At 65.8% G+C, this 15,033-nt stretch carries 12 protein-coding genes and 3 tRNA genes; 4 read left to right on the forward strand and 11 right to left on the reverse strand.

Annotation, left to right across the window (positions count from 1 at the left end; genetic code table 11):
* Window positions 1-272 precede the first annotated feature (272 nt).
* The 10 genes from rpmG to AC1AUD_RS07835 form a co-directional block, all read right to left on the reverse strand.
* Window positions 273-440 (reverse strand): 50S ribosomal protein L33, encoded by a 168-nt coding sequence (gene rpmG / locus AC1AUD_RS07790; RefSeq protein WP_033508889.1) that lies wholly within the window; start codon window positions 438-440, stop codon window positions 273-275.
* Window positions 441-499: 59 nt separating this feature from the next.
* Window positions 500-573: transfer RNA gene (locus tag AC1AUD_RS07795), tRNA-Met, on the reverse strand.
* A gap of 4 nt (window positions 574-577) precedes the next feature.
* A tRNA-Thr gene (locus AC1AUD_RS07800) sits at window positions 578-649 on the reverse strand.
* A 1-nt stretch (window position 650) separates the two neighbouring features.
* Window positions 651-732 (reverse strand) — tRNA-Tyr (locus AC1AUD_RS07805).
* Window positions 733-862: 130 nt separating this feature from the next.
* Window positions 863-1,942, reverse strand: a complete 1,080-nt coding sequence (locus AC1AUD_RS07810; protein ID WP_476573709.1) for a histidinol-phosphate transaminase — start codon at window positions 1,940-1,942, stop codon at window positions 863-865.
* Between the two features lie 4 nt (window positions 1,943-1,946).
* Window positions 1,947-6,278, reverse strand: coding sequence for a transglutaminaseTgpA domain-containing protein (locus tag AC1AUD_RS07815; RefSeq protein WP_476573711.1), 4,332 nt, complete (start codon window positions 6,276-6,278; stop codon window positions 1,947-1,949).
* Window positions 6,279-6,421: 143 nt separating this feature from the next.
* On the reverse strand, window positions 6,422-7,372 hold the full coding sequence (locus AC1AUD_RS07820; RefSeq protein ID WP_476573713.1) for an AAA family ATPase: 951 nt from the start codon (window positions 7,370-7,372) through the stop codon (window positions 6,422-6,424).
* A 196-nt stretch (window positions 7,373-7,568) separates the two neighbouring features.
* Window positions 7,569-7,862, reverse strand: a complete 294-nt coding sequence (groES, locus tag AC1AUD_RS07825) for a co-chaperone GroES (protein WP_476573715.1) — start codon at window positions 7,860-7,862, stop codon at window positions 7,569-7,571.
* Window positions 7,863-8,050: 188 nt separating this feature from the next.
* A complete protein-coding gene (locus AC1AUD_RS07830) occupies window positions 8,051-9,292 on the reverse strand; it encodes a magnesium transporter (protein WP_476573718.1) in 1,242 nt (413 codons plus the stop codon).
* A 98-nt stretch (window positions 9,293-9,390) separates the two neighbouring features.
* On the reverse strand, window positions 9,391-9,987 hold the full coding sequence (locus AC1AUD_RS07835; protein ID WP_476573880.1) for a GNAT family N-acetyltransferase: 597 nt from the start codon (window positions 9,985-9,987) through the stop codon (window positions 9,391-9,393).
* 147 nt (window positions 9,988-10,134) lie between these two features.
* Here AC1AUD_RS07835 and AC1AUD_RS07840 point away from each other — a divergent pair, with 147 nt between their 5' ends.
* The 4 genes from AC1AUD_RS07840 (at window position 10,135) to AC1AUD_RS07855 (ending at window position 11,988) form a co-directional block, all read left to right on the forward strand.
* Entirely contained in the window at window positions 10,135-10,923 is a 789-nt protein-coding gene (locus AC1AUD_RS07840) for a 5-formyltetrahydrofolate cyclo-ligase (protein ID WP_476573720.1), read from the forward strand.
* A gap of 42 nt (window positions 10,924-10,965) precedes the next feature.
* The gene (locus AC1AUD_RS07845) at window positions 10,966-11,157 is read left to right on the forward strand and encodes an FmdB family zinc ribbon protein (RefSeq protein WP_476573723.1); all 192 of its coding nucleotides are present in this window, start codon (window positions 10,966-10,968) and stop codon (window positions 11,155-11,157) included.
* A gap of 224 nt (window positions 11,158-11,381) precedes the next feature.
* Window positions 11,382-11,702 (forward strand): hypothetical protein, encoded by a 321-nt coding sequence (locus tag AC1AUD_RS07850; RefSeq protein WP_476573725.1) that lies wholly within the window; start codon window positions 11,382-11,384, stop codon window positions 11,700-11,702.
* Window positions 11,703-11,724: 22 nt separating this feature from the next.
* Entirely contained in the window at window positions 11,725-11,988 is a 264-nt protein-coding gene (locus AC1AUD_RS07855; protein WP_476573727.1) for a hypothetical protein, read from the forward strand.
* 106 nt (window positions 11,989-12,094) lie between these two features.
* Here the strand turns inward: AC1AUD_RS07855 and AC1AUD_RS07860 are convergent, their stop codons facing one another.
* The gene (locus AC1AUD_RS07860) at window positions 12,095-14,788 is read right to left on the reverse strand and encodes a polyribonucleotide nucleotidyltransferase (protein WP_476573729.1); all 2,694 of its coding nucleotides are present in this window, start codon (window positions 14,786-14,788) and stop codon (window positions 12,095-12,097) included.
* Window positions 14,789-15,033 lie beyond the last annotated feature (245 nt).

The following is a 15,033-nucleotide window of genomic DNA, read 5'->3' on the forward strand; positions in this document are numbered from 1 at the left end:
CCGGTTGCCGGTAGTGTCCCACGCTAACATGGGGATTTCGGTGGTTGCGCAGTGACCTGGGTACACAATTCTCGGGCTAAGTACACAATTCTTTACTTAACCCGGAATGCTTCTCGAGGGAGCTGCACCGATAGACGAGGAACTGCCGCTGTTGACGGCTTTCGGGCAGTGGGCGTGGCGTGGCATGCCCGCTAAGGTCCAAGTTCCCTCCGTCCAGTTCACAAAACAAAAACCCGGCCTTGAGGGCCGGGTTGTAAAGCATATGTCGAGGCTCAGCGGGTCTCACGATGCACGGTCTGCTTGCCGCAACGAGCGCAGAACTTCTTGAGCTCGAGGCGGTCGGGCGTGTTGCGACGGTTCTTCGTCGTGATGTAGTTACGCTCCTTGCACTCGGTGCAGGCCAGCGTGATGCCCGGACGGATGTCGGCGCTCTTAGCCATGTTCATTCACCTCTGTGGTCTAGGTCTAGTTGCGCCCGCCGGTCGGCGGGCGCGATTTGTAGCGAGGAAGAGGCTCGAACTCTTGACCTTACGATTATGAGTCGTACGCTCTAGCCAGCTGAGCTACCCCGCCAGAGAGCCCCGAGTGAGAATTGGACTCACGACCTCTTCCTTACCAAGGAAGTGCTCTACCACTGAGCTATCGGGGCGTGGCGGATAGTGGATTCGAACCACTGAAGCACGAAGCGCCTGATTTACAGTCAGGTCCCTTTGACCGCTTGGGAAATCCGCCGCTGCTTTCGAGGCCTAGGCCTCAACCGGCAACTTGGCTATAATGCCACTTCCACGCGACGTTTGCAAGGCGGCGTGTCGCGCTGCCGTGATTCCTCCGGAATCACAATCGCCGCGCGACGCGAGGCGGGTCAGAAACCCATCGCCTTCAAGCGCGCGCAGGTGGCGATGACCTGGTCGTTCGCCTCGACTTCGCCGATGGAGATGCGGATGCCCTCGCCGTCGAAGACGCGCGTGGACAGGCCGTCGGCCAGGAACTCGGCGGCGGCCTGCTCGGTGCGCTCGCCAAGCGGCAGCCAGAAGAAGTTCGCATAGGGCTCCGGGAACTCCCAGCCCTGCCCGCGCAGCGCGGCGACGACGCGCGCACGCTCCGCGATAATCGCCTTGACGCGCTCCTCAAGCTCGTCGTAGGCATCGAGCGAGGCAAGGGCGGCGGTCTGCGCGACATCGGTGACGCCGAAGGGCAGGGCCACCTTGCGCATGCCGTCGATCACATCGGCTGGCGCGACCGCGTATCCAATGCGCAGTCCGGCCAGACCGTAGGCTTTGGAGAAGGTGTGGGCCACAACGATGTTCGGATATTCGCGGAACAGGTCCATCGCGACACTGGTGTCCGCGTCGGTGTTGAACTGGATGTAGGCCTCGTCGAAGAGCACGAGCACATCGGAGGGCACGGCCTCCATCAGACGGCGCGCGTCGGCGTCCGACACCGAGGTCGCGGTGGGGTTGTTCGGATTGTTGACGATGATCAGGCGCGTGCGCTCGTTGATCGCGGCGATCATCCCGTCGATGTCATGCGAACCGTCGGGCAGGTTGGGCACCTGCACGCTGGTGGCGCCGGCACCGGCGACGATGATCGGATATGCCTCGAAGGAACGCCACGGATAGACGACTTCGTCGCCGGGACCCGCCACCAGGCTCACCAGCTGGGTGATGACCTCGGTGGAGCCGCAGCCGAGCACGATGTTCTCCGGCTTGACGTCGAGCTTTTCGGCGAGGCGTTCGACGACGGCCCATCCGCGCATATCGGGGTAGCGGTTGAGATGGCCGAGGGAAGCGTTCTCGATGGCGTCGACGACGCTGGGCAGCGGATCGTAGGCGTTCTCGTTGCTGGAGATCTTGAAGGAGCGGTGTCCCTCGACCTTGGGGGCGGGCTTGCCCTGCTTATAGCTGGGGAGAGTGTCGATGATGGCGCGATGTTTGAAAGTCATGCTCTTATCCTAGTCCCGGCTTGTCCTCCGAACAGTGCAATGGCCGGAACGCGGCACGCGCGGCATGGCGGGCGATGGCGCGTACGCGGGCCGCGTCGAGCGGCGCGTTGGTTTCGAGCCGCCCGGCGATGAGTTCGGCGATATCGAGGTCAGTGGCGGTGCTCGGCCACGTCAGCTTCCGGCGCAACCGCCAGCCGCACCAACCACGCTGACCACCGGAGCCAGAACCGGCGCCAGAATCACGACCGGAGTCAGCGCCGGAGCGACGACGGGGCCATATCAATCCGCTCCGAAATGCCTCATCTTGAATCTCGGCCCACGCGGCCAGCCATGCACGGTCGGCAAGCGCAGCATCATCAGGCTCGGCAATGGCCCGCTGGATGACGGCGAGGCGTGCCCGACGGCGCAGCCGGCGACGCAGCATCGGCACCAGCGCCAGTACAGCCAACAGCAGCGCAACGCCGATTAGCGCACCCCACATCCAAACCAACCGCACGGATGCGGACGCACCCGTATCCGCGGCGCCCTTCCCCTTCGCGGCATCGGCGCGCTCCACAGTCTCGTCCTCGGCATCATCGTCCGTCGTATCCGCCGTATCGTCCTCGATTCGACCAACGTCTTCCTTCTCAGCGTCCGAGGCATCTCCATTGACGATCGGCGAATCGTCATCATCCGCGTCCCCATTGGTTTCGGTGGCGGTGGCGGAGCCGTTGTCGACGCTTGCCGGCGTGACATCGAAGGGCATCCAGCCGACGCCGTCGATATAGGCCTCGACCCAGGAGTGCAGCTGGCGGGCGGCGACCTCGTATCGCCCGGAGGAGTCGGCCGGCGCGGTGCCTTTGTTGTATCCGAGCACCAGTCGCGTCGGCACGCCGAGCGCGCGGCCGAGCACCGCCAGGGCGCTGGCGTAATGCGCGCAATAGCCGGCATGCCCGCGCTCGGGGTCGAGGAAGTCGTCGAGGACGGCGAGATTGTCCCGGCCGTCCCCGTCGGGCGCGTCGAGCGAGTAGGTGAAATGGTTGGCGGGATCGGTGAAATAGTCGACGAGCCAACGCATCGCGGCCACCTGCTGGTCGTGGCCGTTGCCTTCAGCAGAGATGCCGGCGGACTTGGCCTGGTCGATGACGGCGCGCACATTGGCGGGCAGTTCCTTAGGCAGGGAGCGGTATCGCCGAGCGGATTCGTCGGCGCGCTCGACCGCGGCTCGGATGCGGTCGACATCCACGGTGGAGATACCGGAACGACCGGAATCGCCGGAATCGGCCATGTATCCGACCCATGTGCCATCGCCGCCAAGCGTATCGCTCAAGTGACGCACCAAGGTGCCCGCGAAACCGGCGCCGGCTTGGCCACCGGCATCCTCAGCATTAAGTTCGACCCATATCGGATCGTCATAGACGGCGAAGGCCAGCATCGCTGCGCTGCTGCCGTCGCTTCCGGGGCCACCGACGCTGGGAATGCCGAAGGCGGCGGCATAGGGCTCCTTCTCTCCAAGCAGCAGCGTTTCCGCGAAACCATCGTCGAATTCGAAGTAGCCGGCCGGGATGGCAGTTCCGTCCGAGGAGGTGAAGGAACCGGTCACCCGCATCCGCCCGATGCCCTGCCCCGCGAAGCTGATCTCGCCCCCGGACTCGAATTCGACCGGCACCAGCAGCATGCCATCGGTCAGGCGCGCCCCGGCGTCGGCGTTGGTCGCGTCAGCCGCGAAGGTCCGGCGCGCGGCGGACCGCTCGGCTTCACTGGCATCCGGCCACGGGGCGTGGCTCCTCTTGTCAAGCAGTTCCTTGCCGGCGTCCACGATTTGGTCGATCTGATCGAAACCGGCGTCGGAGGATATCGGGTCGAGATATGTGGCATAGGCCGTGTATCCCATGTTGGCGGAGGTGCCGTGGGTGCGGTTGTAGACGCTGCCGTCGCCATAGCTCAGCCAGCCGTCGCCAACGCCTTCGACATAGGCGCCTTCGCCGGGAACCGGCAGAAAACGGGAGCGCAGGGTGGCGATTTCGAAGTCCGTCTGAATGCTGAAGGCTTCGAGTCCGTCGCTCACTGACGGCAGCCCGGCATACCATGCGTCGCCGCTGCCATAGCGTTCCATGCGCTCGGCATAGGCATAGGCGGCGTAGGGATTGGAGGATATGCGCTGACGTTGGGTCGGCTCGTCCTCGGCATTGCGGCCGAGCTGGATGCCGGAGCCATAGAAGCCGCCGTCGCGCGCGAGCGTGGGGTCGAAGTTCCAGGTTTCGCCGTCGAAGTCGTCGAGCGTGGACATGCGCAGATAGACGCGACGGTCGGCGGCATAGGTCAGCACGGTCGATGACGAGCCAGTGTCGAGGCTACGCTTCAGGTCGATCATCGGATTGACGGTATTCGTGGACAGCAGTCCGCCGCCTTCTCCGAAGGAGAGCGGGACCCGATACGCGAGGGCGAGAGCGGATGGAGTGAGCGCAAGGGTGAGGGCCGCGGCGAGCACAGAGGCGAGCAGCGCGACAGGTGAGCCGAGGGACGGGGAGGCTGGCCCCCGGTCGGACGCGGCGGACCACAGGGATATCGGGAACGCGCATGCGAGCGCGGCCAAGGCCCACCATGGGGCCGTGTGCCCGACGAAGGCATAGTCGGCGGCGAGCGCGGCAACCGGCAGCAGCGCGAGCATGGGCACGGCGGCGCGGCGGCATATCAGCAGGAACCGGATGACAATGGCGGCCAACGTCAGTGCGAGGATGAGAAAGCAGTCGGCGGTGGCATCCACTTTCAGCGGCGGCAATTGCAGATTCAGCGCGTCGAAACCGCGCGCGATCACGTTGGACAGCAGCCCCCACGCGTCGTCGGAGCACGCGGCGGGCCCTGTGCCGGTGCCGGCCGAGGCAAGGCATACGCGAATGGCTTCGGTGTTGGCATCGATATCCAGGGAGACGAAGCCAGCGAGGCCCCTCGCATCGAGGCGATCCGCATCCGCCATATCGGACATATCGGTCAGCCACAGGCCGGTGATGTCGTGGACGCGCAGGATGACCAGTATCAGTGCACCGGCGAGCGCGGCAACGGCAAAACAGAGCGGCCGCAGGATGCGCCACCGGATGGCGCGCGAGGGGATATGCGCGGCAATGGCGGCGAGCGCAAGCAACGATCCGAACCACCAGAGCCACCAGCCGTCCGGGGCGACCAATCCGGCCAAGGCCGTCAGGGCCACACCGAAGAAGGTCAGCAGGGCCGCGGCGGAAAGCGCACGCGCCAGGATGACAGTTCCCTCCGGACACAATGGCGGCTTGATCCGTTGCCGGTCCGCCCCGGCGACAGCCTCGAGCCGCCGCTCCCTCAGCTCCGTCTTCGTAGTCTTTGCGTCTGCGGGCGTGACTGTCGCTGGCCACGGCGTCACGGCTTCGACGACGGTCAGACGGTCGGCAAGCGGAGTATGGGCGAGGGCAGCAGCCAGTCCACCATGAGGGTCACCGAGCAGCACCAGACGCAGCGGCCCGTGGGCGCGGGCGGCATACCGAACCGCCTCGTCGATGACGAGCCCGGTATCGTTGCCGTCACCAGTCTCAACACCAGTCGTACCGGCACCGCCCACACCGCCGTCCATGGCACGCCCCGCGCCACGGCCATTGCCGCGCACCGAATCATGGCCAGCGCCGTCGACCGGTTGGAGGGCAGCCATATATCGTCGAACGGCGGGCAAACCTTCGCGCACTCCACGGCCGTCGATGACGGCAAAGCGTCCCGACGCGGCATCGGGAGCGGCAATCAGATACGGCATGCCCGCGGCGATCAGCGCATCCAGGCGATCGGGATCGCCGCCGGCTGCGGCGCGGTCGACGACCAGCAGCGTGGCCGGGCGCGTGTCGCGATCGGTTTCGCGGGTCATGAGTTCGCCGAGGCGCGCGGAATGCCGCCAGGCGATCAGCCGCGGCGGGTCCCCGGGAGCATAGTCGCGCACGCCGCCGGCGTTGTCGGAATGCGATTGGCCGGCCATGCGCCGGTCCGGCGCCGGTCCGTGGGATGCGCGCATATCCGGCGGCTCGGGCAGACGCACGGTTTCGCCATCCGCCGCCCGCACCCAGCGCACGGCGAATAGGCGGAAGGGCGTGCGCCATCGCACCACCACGCTGATATGCCAATAGACGCCCCGTCGCTCCGGGGTTGGCCCCGCGCCCCGCGCGACGGGCCGCCCTTCCTCATCCACCTGCTCCCATTGCGGCGTCGTCTCCGGCGCCCGCGGAGCGAACCAGCGCGCGATAGACGAACCATTCGCGCCGCGGATCGCAGGCACGAAACGTTGAGTGAGCGCGAAAACCAAATCGACAATCAGCAGCACCGCGAGCATCGTCACGGCGGCCATCAGAGCCCGGTCATCGAGCAAGAGCCCCAAATATCCCAGCGCTCCCCCGACGACGACCAGTGCCCCGGCCGGAAGCGTGGGGCGTATCAGCCCATGCCGCCGGAAGCGGTCGCGGCGCGAACGGGGGCGGGAGCGCACTCGGATCACCGACCGGCCCGGGGCGCGGGAATCGTGGCGGCGAGCTCCTCGATGCGTTCGTGGGCGCGGGCGGAGGAGGAAACGCCATATCCAGCGTCCTCGAGCACCAAGCGGTGGGCGAGCACCGGCGCGGCAAGGGCGCGCACATCATCCGGCAGCACGAAATCGCGTCCGTCCATCAGCGCGCGGGCTCGCGACATGGCCGCCAGATGCAGACTGGCGCGGGGCGAGGCGCCGTATCGGATGCCCGCGGCGGAACGCGTGGACGACACCAATGCGACGATATAGTCGGCCACCGGCTGCGACAGCGAGACCTGCGCGGCCGTTTCCCGCACTGCGCGTGCCTCGTCCAAATCGCATACCGGCGCCAATCCGGCCAACGGATCGCGCCCGGACGCTCCCATCAGCATCGCGGATTCAGCGGCGGCGGAGGGATAGCCGAAACTCGCGCACACCATGAAACGGTCGAGCTGCGCCTCGGGCAACGGGTAGGTGCCCTCCAATTCGATCGGGTTCTGCGTGGCGACCACGAAGAACGGGTCGGGCAGCGCATGCGTGACGCCATCGACGCTGACGCTGCCCTCCCCCATCGCCTCAAGCATCGCGGACTGCGTCTTGGGATTGGCTCGGTTCACCTCGTCGGCGATGACGATATTGGCGAACAGCGGGCCGGGATGGAAATCGAAGCGACCGGTGGAGCGGTCGTAGATGCCCACGCCGGTCAGATCGCCGGGAAGCATATCGGGGGTGAACTGCACGCGGCGCGCCTCGCCGCCGATGGCAAGGGACAGGGCGCGGGCCAGCGTGGTCTTGCCAACGCCGGGCACGTCTTCGAGTAGCAGATGGCCGCCGGCCGCGAAGGACTGGATGGCCAGGTCAATGACCTCGCGCGAACAGGACAGAACATCATCGAGCGCGTCGGACAGGTCGTGGAGTATCCGGGAAGCGTCTGCCATGGCACCATGATATGACCGCGTTCAGGCCTGTGCAATGCCATGGCCGGTCACCGGTTATGCACGGGGCGCGCAGGCGCGATGCGCGCGGCGCATGGATGCCCGACGCCCGACGCTCGGCGGACTGGTGGAGCTTCCTAACGCGAGAACCCCGGCCGCATGGGACCGGGGTTCGTGACGCTAATACCTAAAAACAGGTTCAGCCAAGGATGGCGAGCACGTCGCGGGCGCCGACGATCAGGTAGTCCTCGCCCTCGTAGTGCACCTCGGTGCCGCCGTACTTGGAGTAGAGCACCTTGTCACCGACCTTGACGTCCATCGGGATGCGCTCGCCCTTGTCGTCGCGACGGCCCGGGCCGACGGCCAGAACCTCGCCCTGCTGGGGCTTTTCCTTGGCGTTGTCCGGAATGAACAGACCGGAAGCGGTCTGGGTCTCGGCCTCGGCCTGCTTGACGATGATCTTGTCTTCCAGCGGTGTGAGCTTGATAGCCACTGTGGGTCACCTCGTATCTAGTCGATTCGATAGTTTCCGCGCCAGGATGGAGACAAGAGGCTGACGATCTGCTTGGCCCGTCCTTGCACTGCGACCTATCCTAGCGCGATTGTTAGCACTCTGCCAACTCGAGTGCTAATGCTGTGAGAGAAACGGCCGCCGGAACCGGCACGATGCGGCGCGCGGGCTCAGCCTTCGGCAGCGGCGACGACCGCGGAGCGACGGGCCATGATGGCCTCGAGCCCCGCGCCCAAGGAATCCGAGGTTGCCACCGGCGCATCGACCTCGGCGGCGGTCTCGATCAGATGGAAGGCGGCGGTGTCGACGAAGACATCGACGGGAGCGGTGGCCGCATGGGGCATGTGCAGATCAACCGGGTGAGACGCAGCATCGACGGGCTCGGCGGTCTCGACGTCCTCAGCATCCTCGGCCATGGCCTTCGCGGCCTCATCCGCCAGTTTGGCGGCCTGCTCATCGTCGACGGGCACGGCCTTGGAGACCTGCCTCGCCGACTTGATCTCCAGGCTCTCGGGTTCGGCGGTCGGAATCTCGGAGCCGAAGCGCGGCGCGCCCAACGAGAAGGAGATGAGGTCCTGGGAGGCGGCCATCTCGAAGGCATCCAGCGCATGGACCGGATGGATTTCGGAGAGTTCAGCGGTCGCGTCATGCGGCTGGGCCTGCGCGGCAGCGACGGAATCAACGGAATCGGAAGAGGACGACGCGCCATCGACGACGCCCTGGTTCGACTCGGAGACACTGGCGGCGGAGGTATCGATGGCCTGGCCCTGCTCTCCACGGCGGGCAAGCGCCTCGGCCTTGTCCTGTTCGGCACGGCGCAGAACACGGCGGATCTCGCGCTGCTCCATGACATCGGTCTCGGCATCGTCGGCGGCATGCTCTGCGGGAGCGACGGCGCATTCGGCGACGGCCCGGCGGGCAGCCTTGCGTTCGCGGCGTTCGGCGAGCGCGACCTTGTGTTCCCAGGCGCGCGCCTGCTTCGCGGCATTGACTCCCAGCGCAAGGACCACTCCCAGCAGAACAGCCGGCAGCAGTGCGAACAGCGGGCTGAAATGCAATGGGAAGGACAGAGCCAGCACGACGACCGTCAGCGCGAGCAGCGACGCGGCGATGATCTGACGACGGCGGACGGCGGCATGACGCAGCTCGCGCACTCGGGCGATATGTCCCCGGTCGATGGCGCCTTGCGCGGCCTGTGGCTGCATAATTGCCCCTTTCGTCAGCGTGGAGTGGCCATCGGAGAACCGCGTGCCGCTGTCGGCATCGACCAGATGCAACGACGCGGAGTACTTGTCCTCGCGGTGCTCCACAACCCGCTTCATGCTGTTGACCGTCCGTCTGGGCAGCCATGCGATCAAGATGATGGCTACGATCACCAGCACGATGATTGTGCTCAGCGACTCGTAACCCATAGAGTCAAGAATAGGAGACTTTGCGAATGTTCGCCGCAATTGTCTCCGGGCGTGTCGAAGTGGCTTAGCACGCTGCGACGCCGCGGGACGGCGGACGGTCAGCGGCCCCGCGCGAGGCGTGCGGCGAAGCCCTCGCCGATATCCTCCGCGAGCAGACAGTAGGTGTCGTGGTCGCGCCACTGTCCGTTGACATACATATATCGCGGCCGCAGGCCCTCGTGGTGCGCGCCGACCTTCTCGGCGACGCGGCGCGAACGCTCGTTGTCAGGAAGCAGCGCGATCTCAAGGCGATGCAGATTCGGCCCGGTCGGATCGGCGAAGGCCCAGTCCGCGAGCAACGCCACGGCCATCGGCGCGAAGCCGCGGCCGGCATGGGCGTGGTCGACCCAGTATCCGACGACGCCGGTGCGCATCGAACCGTAATCAATGGCGCCGAGGGACACCTGGCCGACGATGCGCGACTGATGCTCGATGACGAACAACGCTCCGGTGCCCTCGGCCTGGCTGCGCCGCTGCCGCTGCAGCCACGCGTTGAAGGTCAGCAGCGGCCCGTGGGTCGGATCGCCGGATTCCCAAGGCCTGAGCCAGTCGTCGTTGTCCCAGCGCAGGTCGTTCCATTCGTCGGCGTCATCGATGGTCAGCGGCCGCAGCAGCACCGGCGTCGCGGACGAGGGCGAGCGCAGCGCCCCGGGCATGCGGATGGCGCGGGAATCGGCGGGACGCAATGCGTCGCGCAGGCTTTGGAAGACGGACACAGCCCTCCATTGTGCCACGCTGGGGGACAAGCGACCGCGCGGAAAGCATCCGGATGCACGCGGCCCGGGCATGGTACAACGGGGCCTATGGACGCAATCAAGGCGAGGGAGGCGGATATTCCCGGCGCGACGGAGAGGCTTGGCAAAGCGTGGCTTCGGCACATGGCGCTGGCACGCCGCAAACAGGTTCGGCCCAGGCAGCGCCTTCGCACCGGAGAGGCGCTGGCCAGGAACGGACGCGCATTGCTCGTCCGTTCCGCCTCCGATGCAGAACCCGGCGATGGACGCCCGACCGTCGCGGCATATGTGTCGATGGGCACCGAGGTCGAGACAAGGCCGATGCTGCGTATGTTGCTCGACGAGGGATGCCGTGTGCTCGTGCCGAGACTGGGAGCGGGGCTCGATATCGGATGGAGTGAGCTGAGCGACTTGGATGAGTTGCGGAATGTGGCGCCGGACGACAACCCAGCGACCCCGGCTGGCACGTCGATTCCGGTCGATGCGGTCCAGGCCGGCGAGGCATCCTCAGCAAGCCCATCAACCCCTGCCGGCACAACGCCGCGATGCCGTCATATCAGGCCACAGGAACCTAACACTCCCACGCTGGGACTGGACGCCCTCGCCGCGGCGGACCTCATCATCGTGCCGGCATTGCTGGTCTCGCGTGACGGCACCCGCCTCGGGCGGGGCGGCGGCTGGTATGACCGCGCACTGCCCCACGCCAAGGCCGAAGCGCGCATCGTGGCCGTGTGCTGGCCATGGGAAGTGGTTGACGGACCGCTGCCCCGCGCGCCACACGACCTGCCTGTGGACGCCGCCCTCACCCCGAGCGGCCTTGTGCGGCTGGAACGGAAGCACTGTCGGCGCGAACGTTAGAATGTGCTTGGTTGCAATCGTTTGAAATCCCACGGAGGAACAGTGCCTACCTATCATTACCGTTGCAAGAGCTGCGGATACGACTTCACCGAACAGCAGTCCTTCGAGGACGATCCGATCACCGTCTGCCCCGAATGCCACGAGGAGCAGGTGCGCAAGGTCTATTCCGCCGTGCCGATCGAGTTCAAGGGCCACGGCTTCTACCGCACCGACAAGGGCGGTTCATCCAAATGACGGCCGCACGGCACGATGCGCAGCGCACGTCGCCGGATCGATGACCCCGGTTCCGGATCCCAATCCGGACCGGGGTCCGTCGTATTTCCGTCCTTCTCTCTGTTCGCCTTGGGCAAACGGCCTCCGACCACAATGGCCGACCGCGCTGGTTTCCTCCCCTGTCCCGGCCTAGTCTGTTGCACACGACGCACCGATGCGCCGCATCCAACGGGAAGGACATGAATATGACGGAAATCATTATCAACAGACACTTCGCCTTGCATCGGCGTCTTATCATCGGACGAGCACGGCATGTGCGCCCTGAACGAGTGGTGGAGGCATGGCAGGCATCGTTCTGGCAGGGAGCGAGGCCGGATACCGAACCTCGGCAATTCATCGCAATCGGCTATGACAACGAGGGCATACTATTGGAGATGACGGCACAGGATGCAAGCCAATGCGGCATCGCCCAAGGGGAGCCTCTGCGTGTGATATTTCACGCCATGCCCGCAACGAAACCATTCCTCAGGGAACTGGGAGCTTCCGAGGACATGGCCGAGCAATAATCGATTCACAACCAGACAAAGCATGGACCAATCGAACGAAGGAGACGACATGGAATGCCAGTGCGCTTGTCATAACAAGCCCCTGCAGGTTGATTACGATGCCATCGAACAGGACATGGCCGAGAACGGATTCCGAGAATCGTTGCGGGGACCCGCCACCGTCGTTCCCCGCAACTGGCCTGAGAACAAGCCGGTTCCGCAGAGTGTCAAAGAATGGCTTCGCAGGGGACTGGCCGATGGAACGCTCGTGCTTGAAGGCGGCATGGACCCGCGGTTCGAGTTGTAGCATTCTCACGAGCTCACAGCCGCATACGACTAAGGCCCGCCACCGGCGATTTGCCAGGGCGGACCTTAGTGATTTATCCGTGAGAAGACATCAGTCTTCGAACGGATCAGTCTTCGAACGGATCAAAGTCGCGACGGACGCGGCGGCGCGGGCGCTCGGAGCGCTCTTCACGGTCGGCGCGGTAGTCGTCGTAGTTGTCGTCGGTGGCGTAGCGCGGGTTGCGGTCGGAACCACGGCCGCGGCCGGAACGGCGGTCATCGTCGCGCGAGGAACGACGGCGCGGACGATCATCGCGATCGTCATAGTCGCGGTCGCGGTCATCGCGGCGCGAACGACGCGGACGATCATCATAATCGCGGTCGTCATGGTCGCCATAGTCGCGCTCCGAACGACGGGAACGACGCGGACGATCATCGTATTCGAAATCGTCGTCGTGGTCGTCACGGCGCGAACGGCGCGGACGATCATCATAGTCGCGGTCGTCACGGCGGTCGCGGCGATCCTCGCGATCGTCACGGCTCGGACGGCGGTCACGTCCGCCACGGCGGTCGTCGCGGCCACCACGGCCACCACGCTCGCCGCCACGGCCGGCCTCCTGATCCTCGAAGCCGGGGATGGCCAGCGAGATCTTGCCACGGTCGTCGACGCCCTGCACGATCACCTCGACGGTGTCGCCTTCCTTGAGCACGTCCTCGACGGCGTCGATGCGCTCGCCGTTGGCGAGGTTGCGGATCTGCGAGATGTGCAGCAGGCCGTCGGTGCCGGGGGTGAGGTTCACGAAGGCACCGAACGACGTGGTCTTGACGACCTTGCCGTTGTAGGTCTCGCCGGCCTCGGGCACATGCGGGTTGGCGATCTGGTCGATGATCTCCTTGGCCTTCTCGGCGGCCTCGCCGCCCTCGGAGGAGATATAGACAGTGCCGTCGTCCTCGATCGCGATCTCGGCACCGGTGTCCTCCTGGATCTGGTTGATCATCTTGCCCTTGGGGCCGATGACCTCGCCGATCTTGTCGACCGGAACGCTGGTGGTGATGATGCGCGGAGCGAACTCGCTCATCTCAGCCGGGCCGTCGATGCACTCGTTGATGACCTCGAGGATCGTGGTGCGGGCCTCCTTGGCCTGCTGCAGGGCGGCGGCCAGGATGTCGGCGGGGATGCCGTCGAGCTTGGTGTCGAGCTGCAGGGCGGTGATGAACTCGGAGGTGCCGGCCACCTTGAAGTCCATGTCGCCGAAGGCATCCTCGGCGCCCAGAATGTCGGTGAGCGTCTTGTAGATATGCTCGCCGTCCACATCACCGGAGACCAGGCCCATGGCGATGCCCGCGACCGGAGCCTTCAGCGGCACGCCGGCGGCCAGCAGCGACAGGGTGGAGGCGCACACGGAGCCCATGGAGGTGGAGCCGTTGGAACCGATGGCCTCAGAGACCTGACGGATCGCGTAGGGGAACTCCTCGCGGCTCGGCAGCACCGGGACGATGGCCTTCTCGGCGAGGGCGCCGTGGCCGATCTCGCGGCGCTTCGGGGAGCCGACGCGGCCGGTTTCGCCGGTCGAATACGGCGGCATCTCATAGTTGTGCATATAGCGCTTGGACTGCGGGCCGGACAGCGCGTCAATCTGCTGCTCCATCTTGAGCATGTTCAGCGTGGAGACGCCCAGGATCTGGGTCTCGCCGCGCTGGAACAGGGCGGAGCCGTGCACGCGCGGCACGATGTCGACCTCGGCCGACAGGGTGCGGATGTCGCGCAGGCCGCGGCCATCGATGCGGTAATCCTCGGTGAGGATGCGGCGACGCACGATCTGGCGCTGCAGCTCCTTAAAGGCGTTGCCGAGTTCCTTCTCCTTCTCGGCGTCATCCATGTCCTCGAACTCGTTCGCGATCGTCTCGCGCACGGCTTCCTTGATCTCGTGGATGCGCTCCTGGCGGGGCAGCTTCTCCGCGATGGTCAGGGCCTCGTCGAGGTCCTTGTGGGCGATCTCATCGATGCGGGCGTAGAGCTCGTCGGTGTATTCCGGGAAGAGCTGGAATTCCTTGGTCTCCTTGGCGGCGAGCTTCTTGAGCTCCTCCTGGGCCTCGCAGATGACCTTGATGAACGGCTTGGCGGCTTCGAGGCCACCGGCCACGACCTCCTCGTCCGGCTTGATCTGACCCTCGTCGTAGATGAGGGTCCAGGCGTTCTTGCCGGCGCCGGCCTCGATCATGGCGATGGCGACGTCACCGTTCTCGATGACGCGGCCGGCGACCACGATCTCGAAGACGGCGCGCTCACGCTCGCTCCAGCGCGGGAAGGCGACCCACTGGCCGTCGATCAGCGCCAGACGCACGCCGGAGACCGGGCCGCCGAAGGGCAGGCCGGAGATCAGCGTGGAGGCGGAGGCGGCGTTCAGGGCGATCACGTCATAGGCGTCCTCGGGGTTGACCGCGAGGATGGTCTCGACGACCTGCACCTCGTTGCGCAGCGTGTGCGGGAACAGCGGGCGCAGCGGGCGGTCGATGATACGGCAGGCGAGGATGGCCTCGGAGGACGGGCGGCCCTCGCGGCGGAAGAAGGAGCCGGGGATCTTGCCGGCGGCATACATCTTCTCCTCGACGTCGACGGTCAGCGGGAAGAAGTCGTAGTTCTCCTTCGGGCTGCTTCCGGCGGTCGTGGTGCTTAGCACCATCGAATCGTCGTCCAGGTAGGCGGCGACGGCGCCGTCGGCCTGCTGTGCGAGCCGTCCGGTCTCGAAGCGCAGCGTGCGCTTGCCGAACGACCCATTGTCGATAACGGCCTCAACGGCCTTGATCTCGGGACCCTCCATGGGTTCCTCCTTATTGGGTTCTTAATATTTCCTACTGAACTTCACATGCCCTCTTCAGCGGGCTGCTTCATATCGCTTCCGGCCCCTTGGCCGTTCCTCGTGTCAAACCTTCCGTCGGGCCCCGACCGTTCCCCGGTCGTTCCTCCCGGGCCGCCTTCCCGGCGCGCCACTTGAGGCCCATCTTCCTGCCGTCATTCGGATTGCGTGCTATGAAAAAGGCCCGAGCGCCTTGACGGTGCTCGGGC

Source organism: Bifidobacterium sp. LH_730 (assembly GCF_056355835.1).

Bases quoted from the DNA above. Each gene is read 5' to 3' on its own strand.
- rpmG (WP_033508889.1), bottom strand. From the start codon at position 440: ATGGCTAAGAGCGCCGACATCCGTCCGGGCATCACGCTGGCCTGCACC.
- AC1AUD_RS07840 (WP_476573720.1), top strand. From the start codon at position 10,135: ATGGACGCAATCAAGGCGAGGGAGGCGGATATTCCCGGCGCGACGGAG.
- AC1AUD_RS07830 (WP_476573718.1), bottom strand. From the start codon at position 9,292: ATGGGTTACGAGTCGCTGAGCACAATCATCGTGCTGGTGATCGTAGCC.
- AC1AUD_RS07850 (WP_476573725.1), top strand. From the start codon at position 11,382: ATGACGGAAATCATTATCAACAGACACTTCGCCTTGCATCGGCGTCTT.
- AC1AUD_RS07820 (WP_476573713.1), bottom strand. From the start codon at position 7,372: ATGGCAGACGCTTCCCGGATACTCCACGACCTGTCCGACGCGCTCGAT.
- AC1AUD_RS07855 (WP_476573727.1), top strand. From the start codon at position 11,725: ATGGACCAATCGAACGAAGGAGACGACATGGAATGCCAGTGCGCTTGT.
- AC1AUD_RS07810 (WP_476573709.1), bottom strand. From the start codon at position 1,942: ATGACTTTCAAACATCGCGCCATCATCGACACTCTCCCCAGCTATAAG.
- AC1AUD_RS07835 (WP_476573880.1), bottom strand. From the start codon at position 9,987: ATGCCCGGGGCGCTGCGCTCGCCCTCGTCCGCGACGCCGGTGCTGCTG.
- AC1AUD_RS07860 (WP_476573729.1), bottom strand. From the start codon at position 14,788: ATGGAGGGTCCCGAGATCAAGGCCGTTGAGGCCGTTATCGACAATGGG.
- AC1AUD_RS07815 (WP_476573711.1), bottom strand. From the start codon at position 6,278: ATGGCCGCCGTGACGATGCTCGCGGTGCTGCTGATTGTCGATTTGGTT.